The sequence below is a fragment of the Lysobacter sp. Root690 genome (genome assembly GCF_001427785.1).
Taxonomy (GTDB): domain Bacteria; phylum Pseudomonadota; class Gammaproteobacteria; order Xanthomonadales; family Xanthomonadaceae; genus Lysobacter.
On record NZ_LMHM01000012.1, the window covers coordinates 776,576 to 789,538 of the forward strand.

General features: G+C 67.4%; 12 protein-coding genes. 8 read left to right on the top strand and 4 right to left on the bottom strand.

From position 1 onward, the window contains the following. The first annotated feature begins 79 nt into the window (after positions 1-79). On the top strand, positions 80-874 hold the full coding sequence (locus tag ASD86_RS11230) for a SprT family zinc-dependent metalloprotease (protein WP_056110370.1): 795 nt from the start codon (positions 80-82) through the stop codon (positions 872-874). Between the two features lie 594 nt (positions 875-1,468). Here ASD86_RS11230 and ASD86_RS11235 read toward each other — a convergent pair. Together ASD86_RS11235 and hemH are read right to left on the bottom strand one after the other, a co-directional pair. Further along, positions 1,469-2,329, bottom strand: a complete 861-nt coding sequence (locus ASD86_RS11235; RefSeq protein ID WP_056110372.1) for an alpha/beta hydrolase — start codon at positions 2,327-2,329, stop codon at positions 1,469-1,471. Positions 2,330-2,519: 190 nt separating this feature from the next. Then, positions 2,520-3,524, bottom strand: coding sequence for a ferrochelatase (hemH, locus tag ASD86_RS11240; protein ID WP_056110720.1), 1,005 nt, complete (start codon positions 3,522-3,524; stop codon positions 2,520-2,522). A 310-nt stretch (positions 3,525-3,834) separates the two neighbouring features. On the opposite strand from hemH, the gene ASD86_RS11245 reads away from it, so the two are divergent. The 5 genes from ASD86_RS11245 (at position 3,835) to ASD86_RS11265 (ending at position 7,361) form a co-directional block, all read left to right on the top strand. Beyond that, positions 3,835-4,734, top strand: coding sequence for a lipid-binding SYLF domain-containing protein (locus ASD86_RS11245; RefSeq protein ID WP_056110722.1), 900 nt, complete (start codon positions 3,835-3,837; stop codon positions 4,732-4,734). A 221-nt stretch (positions 4,735-4,955) separates the two neighbouring features. Further along, positions 4,956-5,195 (top strand): Sec-independent protein translocase subunit TatA, encoded by a 240-nt coding sequence (gene tatA / locus ASD86_RS11250; protein ID WP_056110374.1) that lies wholly within the window; start codon positions 4,956-4,958, stop codon positions 5,193-5,195. Between the two features lie 45 nt (positions 5,196-5,240). Next, positions 5,241-5,783 (top strand): Sec-independent protein translocase protein TatB, encoded by a 543-nt coding sequence (gene tatB / locus ASD86_RS11255; protein WP_082578263.1) that lies wholly within the window; start codon positions 5,241-5,243, stop codon positions 5,781-5,783. Next, on the top strand, positions 5,770-6,573 hold the full coding sequence (tatC, locus tag ASD86_RS11260) for a twin-arginine translocase subunit TatC (protein ID WP_056110376.1): 804 nt from the start codon (positions 5,770-5,772) through the stop codon (positions 6,571-6,573). The genes tatB and tatC overlap by 14 nt, the downstream gene beginning before the upstream one ends. Continuing rightward, entirely contained in the window at positions 6,570-7,361 is a 792-nt protein-coding gene (locus ASD86_RS11265; RefSeq protein WP_056110379.1) for an RDD family protein, read from the top strand. Before tatC ends, ASD86_RS11265 begins: the two co-directional genes overlap by 4 nt. A gap of 19 nt (positions 7,362-7,380) precedes the next feature. Here ASD86_RS11265 and ASD86_RS11270 read toward each other — a convergent pair whose 3' ends face one another. Both ASD86_RS11270 and ASD86_RS11275 read right to left on the bottom strand, forming a co-directional pair. Beyond that, positions 7,381-8,313, bottom strand: a complete 933-nt coding sequence (locus ASD86_RS11270) for a hypothetical protein (RefSeq protein WP_056110381.1) — start codon at positions 8,311-8,313, stop codon at positions 7,381-7,383. Positions 8,314-8,511: 198 nt separating this feature from the next. Further along, positions 8,512-9,237, bottom strand: coding sequence for a glutamine amidotransferase (locus ASD86_RS11275; protein WP_082578264.1), 726 nt, complete (start codon positions 9,235-9,237; stop codon positions 8,512-8,514). A gap of 116 nt (positions 9,238-9,353) precedes the next feature. On the opposite strand from ASD86_RS11275, the gene glyQ reads away from it, so the two are divergent. Both glyQ and glyS read left to right on the top strand, forming a co-directional pair. Then, positions 9,354-10,289, top strand: coding sequence for a glycine--tRNA ligase subunit alpha (gene glyQ / locus ASD86_RS11280; protein ID WP_056110383.1), 936 nt, complete (start codon positions 9,354-9,356; stop codon positions 10,287-10,289). A gap of 143 nt (positions 10,290-10,432) precedes the next feature. Then, positions 10,433-12,658: a glycine--tRNA ligase subunit beta gene (gene glyS, locus ASD86_RS11285; protein ID WP_056110384.1), complete on the top strand. Its 2,226-nt coding sequence runs from the start codon at positions 10,433-10,435 to the stop codon at positions 12,656-12,658. Positions 12,659-12,963: the final 305 nt, after the last annotated feature.

Below are 12,963 nucleotides of genomic sequence, written 5' to 3' on the forward strand. Positions count from 1 at the left end.
CATCGCGATTTCCGCCGCGCCCGAACGCGCTAAACCCCGCATCCAGGCGCTATGCTTCGCCCATGGCGGTCCCCCACCCATGACGAGCCTTCTGCGCCTGCTGACCGGCAAGCCGCAGCCCGCGCCGCGCGCGGTCTCGCGCGAAACCATCGCGATCACGCTGGGCAACGGCCAAGTGGTCGAAGTCCTGCGCGTGCGCGACCCGCGCGCGCGGCGGATCAAGCTCAGCGTCGACGAGCGCGGCCCGCGCCTGACCTTGCCGTTGCGCGCCAGCGAGATCGCCGGCCAGCGCTTCGTGATCGAACACGGCGACTGGCTGCTGGCGCAGATCGCCAGCGCCAGCAGCGACGCGACCAGCCTGCAGGCGCATGTCAGCACCCGCATTCCGTTGCGCGGCCGCGACCTGCCGCTGCATTGGCAGGTCGCGCGCTATCTGCGCCTGCAATTGGACGACGACGCGCTCGAAATCGCCGCGCCCGAAACGGTCAGCCCGGCCAACCTGCAGCGTGCCTTGCGCGATTTCTACGAAGGCCAGGCGCGCGCCGACGTCGGTCGCTGGCTGCCGAAGTACCTGCCCGGCCTGCCGCGCGCGCCGTCGCGCTTGCGCTACCGGGTGATGTCCTCGCAGTGGGGTTCGCTCGCGCCCGACGGTGCCCTGTCGTTGGATTTGTCGCTGGTGCTGGCGACGCCGGCGGCGTTCGAATACGTGCTGGTGCACGAGCTGTGCCACTTGATCCACGCCGACCATTCGCGCGCATTCTGGCGCGAGGTCGAAGCGCGCTGCCCGGACTGGCGCGATCAGCGCGAGTATTTCCGCGCGTCGGGACGTGGGTTGAAGGCGAGTCTGCGGCGGTTGATCGCGGACGATAAGTGACGAGTAGGAGGTGCGGGATTCGCTTTCCGCTCCAACTCGCCGCGCAACCAACAAAGAGCAAATCCACCGCGCGAGCAAGCGCAGTCGGGCTTCGTGCCTCCGCAGCGCGCAGCCCCCTTTCAAGGCGGGCGAATTTTGGCGCACTACTGAAGCTCCCCCGCTTTTGCTGTTCCCCCCTTTGCAAAAGGGGGGCAGGGGGATTCGCTTTTCGCCCCCAATTCGCCGTGCAACCAGCAAAGAGCAAATCCCCCGCGCGAGCGAGTGCAGTCGGGCTTCGTGCCTCCGCGGCGCGCAGCCCTCTTTTTTAAAGGGGGCGAATTTTAGCGGGCTACTGAAGCTCCCGGCTTTTGCTGTTCCCCCCTTTGCAAAAGGGGGGCAGGGGGGATTCGCTTTTCGCCCCAATTCGCCGCACAACCAGCAAGGAGCAAATCCCCCGCTCGAACGAACGCAGTCGTGCTTCGTGCGTTCGCAGCGCGCAGCCCCTTTTTCAAAGGGGGCGAATTTTAGCGATCTATGGCTGGTCTGCTCTACGCGAGTATCGTTCGCACAGATCGCTAACGCATCACCCCACGCACGCTTACTCGGCGCGGCAGCTTAACCACCCATCAAGAAATTCTGAAACACCTCACCCACCGCGCCCGGCTTTTCCATATGCAGGTGATGCGTGCCCGGCAAGGTATGCAACTCCCCCTGCCGCAGCAGCGCGGCGCGTTCGCGGCGCAAGGCGTCGGGCATGTAGCTTTGCGCCGGGTCGGCCCAGATCATGCAGGTGGGGCATTCGATCACGCGGATCAGCGAGCGCATCTGGCCCTCGCTCATGCGCAACGCCGAGGTCAGGGTCAGGCGCGGGTCGCTGCGCCAAGCGTAGCCGCCTTGCTGGTGTTCGCTGCGCACCGGCGCGATCCCGCGTTCGACCAACAAGCGCGCGACCGGTTCGCTCAGATCGTTCGCGGCCATGCGCACCCTCACCGCGCTGGCGACATCGGGAAACACGCGCAACTGCTTGCTGGCGGCCGTCGCCAGGCCGGCGAAGGCCTCGCGCAGGCGGGTGCCGACGCGTTCCTCGGATTCGGTCAGCGAACCCAGCGCTTCGATCAGCAGCAGTTTCTCGACCCGCTGCGGCACCGCCGCGGCGACGAAGCTCGAGGTCGCGCCGCCGAGCGAATGGCCGAGCAGATGGAAGCGGTCCCAGCCCAGCGCATCGGCGATCGCCAGCGCGGTGCGCGCGGCGGTGACCAAGGTGTATTCGCTCGACACCGGCAGATGCGCGCTGGCGCCGTGGCCGGGCAGGTCGGGCGCGACCAGGTCGTAACCGTCGAACCACGGCGACAGCGGCACGAAGCTGGCGGCGTTGTCGAGCCAGCCGTGCAGCGCCAGCAGCTTGGGCGCGCCGGCGTTGCCGTTGCGCAGCCCGCTGATGCGTCCGAACGCGGTGTCGACGACGAATTCCTGCATTGCGGCCATCCATCAAGTCCTGTCAGCGAAGTCTCGTCGGCGAAGCCCGATCGGCATTGCACGATCCCAAGCCTGAGCGCGGCGCTTCATCAAACCACGCGCGGGAGATCGCGCCCATCGGCCTGCGCCGATTTTGCCAAATCCACACGGCGAATTCGTGGCGAAGCGAGCCAAGCCGATGCGCTTGCGCTCAAACCGGGGCGTCGGCCCAATCGTCGAGTTCGCGTTCGATCACGCCGGCCAGGGCGGCGGCGTGGGCCGGCGAATCGTTGAGGCAGGGGATGTAGCGCAACTCGCCGCCGCGCGCGGCGAACTCCTCGGCCAGCATGATCGCAACTTCTTCCAGGGTTTCCAGGCAGTCCACCGCGAAGCCCGGCGCGATCACATCGACCCGGCGCACCCCGCGCTCGGCCAGCGCGGTCAGGGTGTCGGTGGTCGACGGCTCCAGCCAGCGTTCGCGGCCGAAGCGCGATTGGTAACTCAAGGTCCAGCTATCGTCGGGCAGACCCAGCGCCTGCGCGATCGCCTGCGCGCTGGCTTCGCAGTGAAGCGGGTAGGGGTCGCCGGCCGCGGCGAAGCGCTGCGGCAAGCCATGGAACGACATCAGCAGGTGCTCGCCCATGCCGTGCACGGCGCGATGGCGGCGCACCGAGTCGGCGACCGCCGCGACCCAGTCCGGATCGAGGTGATACTCGCGCACCATCCGCGACGACAGGCCCGGCACGGCCTGGAGCACATCGCCGACCGACGCGGTGGTCGAGGTCGAATACTGCGGATACAGCGGCAGCGCGAGCACGCGGCGCACGCCCTGGCGTTCGAGATCGAGCAGCAACTGCTTCCACGACGGCTTGCCGTAGCGCATCGCGTGCAGCACGCGGACCCGCGGCAATTCGCGCTGCACCGCCTCGGCCAGACGCCGGGTATGCACCGCCAGCGGCGAGCCTTCGGGAAGCCACACGCTGGCGTATTTGTGCGCGACCTTGCCGCTGCGCAGCGGCAGGATCGCGAAATGCAGCAGCGGGCACCACAGCCAGCGGCTCATGTCGACGACCCGGTGGTCGTGCAGGAATTCGGCCAGATAGCGCCGCACCGAGGCGGTGTCGGGCGCGTCGGGCGTGCCGAGATTGACCAGGACCACGGCCGTATCGGCGGCGGAAGAAACGTCGTGAGCAGCGATGCTGGCGGGAGCGGGCATGCGCATAGGATGACATTTGCGGTGGTGACGGCGAAATGTTTGCCGGATCGAATGTTCCGATGGCCGCGATAGTCCGCTGCGATCGGACGGTGCCGGCGGCGATGATCGTGCCGTAGCCGATGGCATCGGCGATGGACGTGGCCGCGCATCGCTACAATGCGGCCGTCGTGCATGCGTTCGTCGATTCCGTGGCGATTCATCGCGTGCTTACTAGCCTGAACCAACCGTCGTCGTTGCGGTTACCGTGATGGCTGCCGTCCATCCATTGCCCAGTTGCGCATCATCGCCGGAGTCCGCCATGTCCCGATCGCTGCCCCGCGTCCTGAGTCTGAGTCTCGCCCTGAGCCTGGGCCTTGCCGCCACCACCTCCGCTGTCGCCGGTCAGACCGAAGACCAGCGCGCCCGCGACGCGGTGCGGGTGCTGGCCGATATCCAGCAGATTCCCGAATCCTCGATTCCCGACAAACTGTTCGACGAGGCGCGCGCGATAGTCGTGGTGCCCGACACGCTCAAGATCGGGCTGGTGTTCGGCGGTCGCCGCGGCCACGGTCTGGTCTCGGTCAAGAACCCCGACGGCACCTGGTCCAACCCGAGCTTCGTCAAGATCACCGGCGGCAGCGTCGGCTTCCAGGCCGGCGTGCAGTCCTCCGACATCGTGCTGGTGTTCCGCGGCGATCGCGGCCTGGACTCGATCGTCAACGGCAAGGTCACCCTCGGCGCCGACGCCAGCGTCGCCGCCGGTCCGGTCGGGCGCACCGCTGCGGCCGCCACCGACGGTCAGCTCAAGGCGGAAATCTGGTCGTGGTCGCGCGCGCGCGGCCTGTTCGCCGGCATCGCTCTCGATGGCGCCGCGTTGTCGATCGACGACGACGCCAACCAGGCGGCGTACGGCGAAGGCAATACGCCGCGAATGATCTTCGAGGGCCGCGCCACCGGTCAGCCGTCCAATGCGGTGGTCGATTTCCGCGACCGCCTGGAAGAAGCCAGCGCCGCCGCGCGCGCGCATCGCACCGCCGAAGAGCAGCGTCCGGCGCTGGGCGCGACGGTCTATCCCGAGCCCGGCGTCGCGCCGGCCGCCACCGCCGCGCCCGCGCAGACCGCGCAGACCGCGCCCGTGCAGGCGCAGCCGGCCCAGACCCAACCACAACCGCAGGCGTTCGAGACCGTGCCGGCGCAGCCCAACCCGGCCAAGGTCGAACCGCTGCCCTGAGCCCAGTGCCCTGAGCCCAGGCCGCCGCGGGAAGCCGTTATCGCGGGCGCGCCGCCGATCCGGCCGCGCGCCCGTTCAGGCGTTTTTGCGGGTCTGGTCGCGCCGACCGTGCCGACCACCATGCCGAATCGGGCGTTCGGGCATACAGGACCTTCGCCACATTGGCTTAAGAGCGGTTGCGGTATCCTTGCTGTCTTCATCATTCAGCAGCGAGCAACGTCATGGGCGCCTGGGGCATTGGTCATTGGATCGTCGTGCTCGTGATTGTTCTGCTGGTCTTCGGCACCAAGCGCCTGGGCAGCGTGGGCAAGGATCTCGGCGACGCGGTCAAGGGTTTCAAGAAAGGCATGCAGGACGACGACAAGCCGTCCGCGCAGTTGCCCAACGATGCCAACCGCACCGACTCCACCACCAGCAGCACGCCGTCGCAGTCGCGCGACAACGAGCAGAACCCGCGCTGAGCCCGGGCTGTTGCGCCATCCGCATCCCTCGCCTGGCAGACGCGCATGTTCGACATAGGCTTCTCGGAAGTCTTCGTAATCGCGATCGTGGCCTTGATCGTGCTCGGTCCCGAGCGCCTGCCCAAGGCGGCGCGGTTCGCCGGGCTGTGGGTGCGGCGCGCGCGCGCGCAGTGGTATTCGGTCAAGTCCGAACTCGAGAACGAGCTGGCCGACGAGGAACTCAAGCGCAGCCTGCGTCAGGCCCAGGCCGACCTGCGTGACGCGCAAAGCCAGTTGCGCGACAGCGGCCAGGCGATCCGCAACGAAGTCGACGATATGAATCGCCGCATCGCCGCGCCGGTCGCGACCGCCACGGCGGCCGCCGATCCGGACCCGGCGGCGACGCCGGAGCCGGTGTACGGCTCGGCCGACCCGGTCAATACCGCGCATCCGGCGCCCGCGCTCGATGCGCCCGCGCCGCAAGCGTCGTCGATCGACGCGCCGCCGACCCACGATTACCAACACGACTACGCCGGCGCGGCCCAGCCCGACTACCGCCCGGCGGCACCGACCCCGCCCACCGCGAGCGATGCCGATGAGCGACGCTGACCACGGCGTGCCGGGCGAAGAGGCCTCGGCCGAGCCGCGTCTGCTCGATCACCTGATCGAACTGCGCGCGCGCCTGCTGCGTGGGGTGACCGGGCTGGTGATCGTGTTTTTGTGCCTGTTGCCGTTCGCCAACAAGCTCTATCACTACCTGGCCACGCCGCTGCTGGCCAAGCTGCCGGCCGGCAGCCAGCTGATCGCGGTCGAAGTGGCCTCGCCGTTCTCGGCGCCGCTGAAGCTGGCGTTCTTCGCCGCGCTGATGATCTCGATGCCCTGGCTGCTGTTTCAGGCCTGGGCGTTCGTCGCGCCGGGACTGTACAAGCGCGAGAAGCGGCTGGCGCTGCCGTTGCTGGCGTCGGCGCTGGTGCTGTTCTACGCCGGCTGCGCGTTCGCGTTCTTCCTGGTGCTGCCGTCGGTGTTCGGTTTCCTGGTCAAGATCACCCCGACCGGCGTGTCGATGATGACCGACATCAACGCCTACCTGGATTTCGTGCTGATCCTGTTCCTGGCCTTCGGCATCAGCTTCGAGGTGCCGGTGGCGCTGGTGATCCTGGCGCTGCTGGGCTGGGTCACGCCGGCTCAGCTCAAGGAAGGCCGCGGTTACGCGGTGGTCGGCATCTTCATCATCGCCGCGGTGATCACCCCGCCGGACGTGGTTTCGCAGCTGATGCTGGCCATTCCGATGTGCCTGCTCTATGAGCTGGGCATCATCGCGGCCAAGTGGGTTGCGACCGAGCCGCGCGACGCCGACCGCCACGACGATCACCCGACCGGGGACGCGCGCGGTCCATGAGCGTGCCGGCCCCGAGCGGCGCGGGCGCGCCGCCGCCATTGCCGCCGGGTCCGTTGAATTCCGCGTCGGTCGCGTCGGCGCCGCCGCTGTCCACCCCGCTATTGCCCGCGCGCTTCTGGCCGCGCTATGTGGCGTGGTCGCTCGACGCGGCCTTGATCGCGATGGCGACCAGCGTGATCGGCGCCAGCCACTGGCGTTATCAGGCCGTCGCGGCGAAGCAGGCGTATGCGGCGATGAACGCGCGCGCGGCCGAGCTGATGGCCGACAGCGTGCTCAACGACCTCGACTTCGGCGGCTTCGCCCGGCAATTGATGACCGATCCGGCGATGCACGCAGCCGGGCTCGCGTCGACCGCCGCGCTGACCTCGCTGATCTTCGGCTGGATCTTCCTGTTCGCCTTGTTCGGGCTGCTCTACGAAGTCGGCTTCGTCGCGTTTTCGCCGTGGCAGGCCACGCCGGGCAAGCGCGTGCTCGGGTTGCGGGTCACCGACATGGCCGGGCGCCGGTTGAGCCCGGGCCGCGCGGTGTTGCGTTATCTCGGCGGCGGCTTGTCGTGGCTGCTGTTGAACCTCGGCCACGTGATCGCGATGGCCAAGCCCGAATACCGCGCCCTGCACGACCGCCTCGCCGGCGCGCGGGTGCTGCGCGACGCGCAGGCGCGCATGCCGCTGTGGGCCTGGGCCTGGGTGGCGGTGCAGGTGATCGTCGGATTCAGCGCGACGTTCTGGCTGATGCGCGCGATGCAGGCGTCGATGGACGCCGCGTTGGCGCAGTCCGGCGCGCTCTAAGCGAAGAGATTCGCGGCGCTCAGGCTTCCAGCTCGCCCGGACGCGGCGTGCGCGGTGCATTGGGCGCGTTGCCCGCAGGCGCATCGTCGTTGTCGGTGAACACGTCGCGCCAGGCGTAGTAGCAAGTGCCGCACATCACCACCAGGAACGCCGAGCCGTAGGCCACGACCACGGCCACCACCAGCAATTGGCCGACCGCCGGGTGGATCAGCGAACCCAACTGCATCGCCGCCAGCGACACCAGGCTGATCAATGCGCCGGAAATCATCACCCCGAGCATGAACAGCATCGCCGCGAACAGGTACGAGCCCAGGTTCCACACCGACGCGCCGAGGCTGCGCCGGACCGCGGCGGAGATATCCAGCCCGGAGAACATGATCAGCGGGATCGAGACCAGCACCACCGCGGTGCTGAAGTAGTAGTAGACCAGCTGCACCAGGATCACCAGCGCTGGCGATTCGGCCGCGGGCACGTTGACCTGGCCGCCGATCGCGCCGCGCGCCATGTCCTGGTAATGCGCCCAGAAGTCCGGGCCGGTCGCCCACAGCAGCAAGGTGCCGCAGATCAGCGCCAGCGCGATCTGGATCACCCCGAGCAACGCCAGCTGCACCGCCTTGTGCTGGCGCAGCGGCGCGAACAGATCGCGCGCGCGCACCGGGCGGCCGCTCTCGGCCTCGCGGATCACGTGCATCAATCCGCCGAGCAGCACCGGCAGCACCAACACCGCGGCGAGCGCGGCGATGCCGATCACGGTGACGAAGCGCTCCATGTCGGGCTCGCCTTCGCCGAGGCGCAGCGGCATCGTGAACAGGTACAGCACCAGGTACAGCACCGCCATCACCAGCAGGCCGGCGCCGAAGATCGCGCGCGGGTTGCGCGTACCCAGGTTGAACGCGCGGATCAGCCATTGCGCGCCGTGGGTCAGCGGAACCTTGCGGATGGGTTGGGTCATCGGATCGATCCCGGGCCGAAGGCCCCTGACTTGATTAAGACGGACTGGACGAACGCATGCGAAGCGGACGCGCCATGGTGCGAAGGCGCGCGTGACGACGGCGCGCGCATCGCGCCGAGCGTCCGCTCCGACGTGTTGCGCCATCCGATGGCGGCCTTCGCCGCGACGGCGCGGCGAGACGGTGTCATGCCGACGGGCTCAGCGCCCGTGCAGGCTGCGCGCATGGCCGACGAAACGCCGCAGCACCCGCCGCGCATGCGGCGCCGCGCTGATGCCGCCGGCGACGGTCTTCGGGCACAGGCCCTCGCTGCGCAGCGCGTCCTGGCGCGCGCGCACATAACCGCGCATGTGGCCGGCGCTGAATTCGGGATGGAACTGCACGCCCCAGGCCCGGTCGCCCCAACGAAACGCATGGCAGGCGTCGTGTTGCGAGCGCGCCAGCACGGTCGCGCCGTCGGGCGCGCGCAGCACCGTCTGCAGATGGGTGGCCTGGGCCGCGAACTGCGCCGGCAGGCCGGCGAACAAGGGGTCGGTGTCGGCGCTGGCATGCAGTTCCAGACCGATCGTGCCCATCTCGCGACCGGCCGGATGATTGCCGACCTCGCCGCCGAGCGCATGCGCCAGCAGCTGATGGCCGTAGCAGATGCCGAACAGCGGCAGGCCCGCGTGCGCGGCCTCGCGCAACCAGTCGGCGCTGCGTTCGCTCCAGTCGGCGCGGTCGGTGACCATCGCGCCCGAGCCGGTCACGATTGCCCCGGCGAAGCCTTCGCGGCTCGGCAGCGCTTGGCCGCGTTCGACATCGACCACCACCGCTTCGTCGCGCCCCAGGCCGGCGGCCACGCGAATCCAGTGCGGAAAGCCGCGATGGCGGCGCATGGAGGCGACCGGCTGGCCGGTTTCGACGATCAGGAAGGGCGGGTTCACGGGGCGGCGTCGACGGGGGAAGTCACTGCGGAAGTGTGCGCTGCGAACCGGGGCAAAAGCCCGGCAGGCAAGGCTCGTGGCTATACTAACCCGCTTTGCTGCACTGCGATGAGACCATGGCCGAGAGCGACGCACCGACCCCAGTGATCACCTTCCAGAGCATGATTCAGCGCTTGAACTCGTTTTGGGCCGAGCGCGGCTGCGTGCTGATCCAGCCGCTGGACCTGGAAGTCGGCGCCGGCACCTTCCACCCGGCGACCTTCCTGCGCGCGCTGGGCCCGGAGCCGTGGAACGCCGCCTACGTGCAGCCCTGCCGCCGTCCCACCGACGGCCGCTACGGCGAAAACCCCAACCGCCTGCAGCGCTACTACCAGTACCAAGTGGCGATGAAGCCCAGCCCCGACAACATCGTCGAGCTGTACTTCGACTCGCTCAAGGCGCTCGGCGTCGACCCGTTGGTGCACGACCTGCGCCTGGTCGAGGACAACTGGGAATCGCCGACGCTCGGCGCCTGGGGCCTGGGCTGGGAAGTCTGGCTCAACGGCATGGAAGTCACCCAGTTCACCTATTTCCAGCAGGCCGGCGGCCTGGAATGCCGGCCGGTGCTCGGCGAGATCACCTACGGTCTCGAGCGCCTGTGCATGTACCTGCAGAACGTCGACAACGTCTACGACCTGGTCTGGACTTACGGTCCCGACGGCGTCCCGGTGAGCTACGGCGACGTCTACCACCAGAACGAAGTCGAGCAGAGCGCGTACAACTTCGAACACGCCGACGTCGAAGAACTGTTCCACCGCTTCGATGCTTGCGAAAAGGAAGCGCTCAAGCTGATTGAGATCGGCCTGCCGCTGCCGGCCTACGATCAGGTGTGCAAGGCCTCGCATTCGTTCAACCTGCTCGACGCGCGCCGCGCGATCAGCGTGACCGAACGCCAGCGCTACATCCTGCGCGTGCGCCGCATCGCCCAGGGCGTGGCCGAGGCGTATTTCGCCCAGCGCGAAAGGCTCGGTTTTCCGGGCTTGAAGCAGCCTTCCAAGGCCGAAGCCGCCTGACCTACTGAAGCCCCTCTCCCGCATGCGGGAGAGGGGTTGGGGTGAGGGCCAACGAGGCCGCAAGCCCACGTCGCAAATTCATCCACCTCGCCGCACCAAGCGCGAGGCGTCTTCAAAGAAGACACCACCGCAAAGGCCACCGCATGAGCACGACCCAACCTCTCCTGATCGAACTGGGCACCGAAGAACTGCCGGTCAAGGCCCTGCCGGGTCTGGCCCAGGCGTTCTTCGACGGCGTGCTCGACGGCCTGCATAAGCGCGGCATCGGTTTCGACCGCGACGGCGCCAAGCCGCTGTACACGCCGCGCCGTCTCGCCGTGCTGCTGCGCGCCGTCGACGTGCAACAGCCCGAGCAGAAGAGCGAAGTGCTCGGCCCGTACCTCAACATCGCCCTCGATGCCGAAGGCCAGCCGACCAAGGCGCTACAGGGCTTCGCCGCCAAGGCCGGGATCGACTGGACCGCGCTGGAGCGCACCAGCGACGCCAAGGGCGAGCGCTTCGTGCACCGCGCCACCAAGCCCGGCGCCGACACCGCGAGCCTGCTCGAAGAGATCGTGCGCGAAGCCCTGGCCGCGATGCCGATTCCCAAGCCGATGCGCTGGGGCGGTCACGACTACGGGTTCGCCCGGCCGGTGCATTGGCTGGTGCTGCTGCTCGGCAAGGACGTGGTGCCGGCGCAGGTGCTCGGCGTGAGCAGCGACCGCATGAGCCGCGGCCACCGCTTCATGCACGACAAGCCGGTGTGGTTCAGCCTGCCCGGCGACTACATCGAATCCCTGCGCGGCGCCAACGTGCTGGTCGATCCGGACGAACGCCGCGAACGCATCGTGCAGGAAGTCACCGCCGCCGCGAGCGCGACCGGCGGCAGCGCGCGCATCGACGCCGGCATCCTGGAAGAGGTCAACGGCCTGACCGAATGGCCGGTGGCGATCGCCTGCGGGTTCGAGCGCGAATTCCTGGCGGTGCCGCAGGAAGCGCTGATCGCGACCATGGAAGCCAACCAGAAATTCTTCCCGGTGCTCGACGCTGCCGGCACCCTCAGCGAGCGCTTCATCGGCGTGGCCAACATCTCCAGCCGCGACGAATCGGAAGTGCGCAAGGGCTACGAACGCGTGATCCGCCCGCGTTTCGCCGACGCCAAGTTCTTCTTCGACGAAGACCTCAAGCAGGGGCTCGCGTCGATGGGCGAGGGGCTCAAGACAGTCAAGTACCAGGACAAGCTGGGAACGGTGGCCGACAAGGTCGCGCGCGTGGCGGCGCTGGCCGAAGCCATCGCGCCGGCGGCCGGCGTCGATCCCGCGCAGGCGCGGCGCGCGGCGGAACTGTCGAAGAACGACCTGCAGTCGCGCATGGTCAACGAATTTCCGGAATTACAGGGCATCGCCGGCCGGTACTACGCGAAGGCCGCGGGTGAGGGCGCAGACATCTCCGTCGCGATTGACGAGATCTATATGCCGCGGTTCGCAACCGACGCAGTTGCGCCATCTAAGCTGGGCCAGGTCTTGGCAGTTGCTGAGCGAGTAGACACTCTCGCTGGCGGATTCTGTGCAGGATTGAAACCGACAGGCAATAAAGATCCGTTTGCGCTACGCCGTAGTGCGCTAGGACTGGCAAGAACTATTGTCGAATCTGAATTGGAATTGGATTTGTCTAAGGCAATTCAGCGAGCAGTTTGGAGTGCGGAGCGTTGTATAAAAGTAGCTGCTTGGCGTGAAAAATTAAAAAAAATTAATGCAGGATTTCCAACGGAAAATTGGGAAGACTTAGCTCTTGTCAATGATCCTTTTGCGGCAGCTCCGGATCAGATGTTGGAAAACGATCTCGAGGTAAAGCCGATAGGCGCGGAAGATCTTCGAGTTACTGATGTGGTCGATTTCATTGTTGATCGCCTTCGTAATTACTATGGCGATCAAAGCGTCCCATCCCAACAATTTGAATCTGTCGCAGTTCTGCGCCTGACTTCTCTTTTAGACTTCGACCGTCGCCTCAAAGCCATCGCCGAATTCGCCAAGCTTCCCGAAGCCGAAGCCCTCGCTGCGGCCAACAAGCGCAGCCGCAACATCCTCAAGAAGGTCGAGGGCGAGGTGCCGAGCGCGATCGACGCATCGTTGTTCAACGAACCGGCCGAGCGCGAGCTGGCCGAAGCGGTCGATGCGGCCGTCGCCGACACCGATCCGTTGTTGGCGCAGCGCGATTACGTCGCCGTGCTTGGCCGTCTCGCGCGCTTGCGTCCGCAGGTCGATGCGTTCTTCGACAAGGTGATGGTGAATGTCGACGATAGCGCGGTGCGCAACAACCGTCTGGCGTTGTTGAAGCGCTTGTCGGATCGTCTGGGCAGTGTCGCGGCGATCGAGCATCTGTCGATCTGAGGCGTTCTGATCGGTCGGGGTGCGGCCGGCGTCTATGCAAGCCTCCGTCGTGGTCGCGTCGAAGCCCCTATAGGAGCGGCGCGAGCCGCGACCGCGACACCGCGGCTACGTCGGGGGCTTCGTCGAGCCCGTAATGGCGCGGTCGCGGCTCGCGCCTCTCCTACAGGTAGGGCATGCAGCTCTTGCTTGGGCCTGAAGCCACGCAGTTCATCCAGCGCTGCGACGCCTGTAACTCGCGTTAGCAACAGCACACCCGAAGGGCGACGCGCATGGATGCGCGTCGCGCGCCACCGGGACATGGATGT

Coding starts and splice junctions, on each gene's coding strand:
- ASD86_RS11230 (WP_056110370.1), top strand. CDS start 80: ATGACGAGCCTTCTGCGCCTGCTGACCGGCAAGCCGCAGCCCGCGCCG.
- tatB (WP_082578263.1), top strand. CDS start 5,241: ATGTTCGACATAGGCTTCTCGGAAGTCTTCGTAATCGCGATCGTGGCC.
- glyQ (WP_056110383.1), top strand. CDS start 9,354: ATGGCCGAGAGCGACGCACCGACCCCAGTGATCACCTTCCAGAGCATG.
- hemH (WP_056110720.1), bottom strand. CDS start 3,524: ATGCCCGCTCCCGCCAGCATCGCTGCTCACGACGTTTCTTCCGCCGCC.
- ASD86_RS11265 (WP_056110379.1), top strand. CDS start 6,570: ATGAGCGTGCCGGCCCCGAGCGGCGCGGGCGCGCCGCCGCCATTGCCG.
- ASD86_RS11235 (WP_056110372.1), bottom strand. CDS start 2,329: ATGCAGGAATTCGTCGTCGACACCGCGTTCGGACGCATCAGCGGGCTG.
- glyS (WP_056110384.1), top strand. CDS start 10,433: ATGAGCACGACCCAACCTCTCCTGATCGAACTGGGCACCGAAGAACTG.
- tatC (WP_056110376.1), top strand. CDS start 5,770: ATGAGCGACGCTGACCACGGCGTGCCGGGCGAAGAGGCCTCGGCCGAG.
- ASD86_RS11270 (WP_056110381.1), bottom strand. CDS start 8,313: ATGACCCAACCCATCCGCAAGGTTCCGCTGACCCACGGCGCGCAATGG.
- tatA (WP_056110374.1), top strand. CDS start 4,956: ATGGGCGCCTGGGGCATTGGTCATTGGATCGTCGTGCTCGTGATTGTT.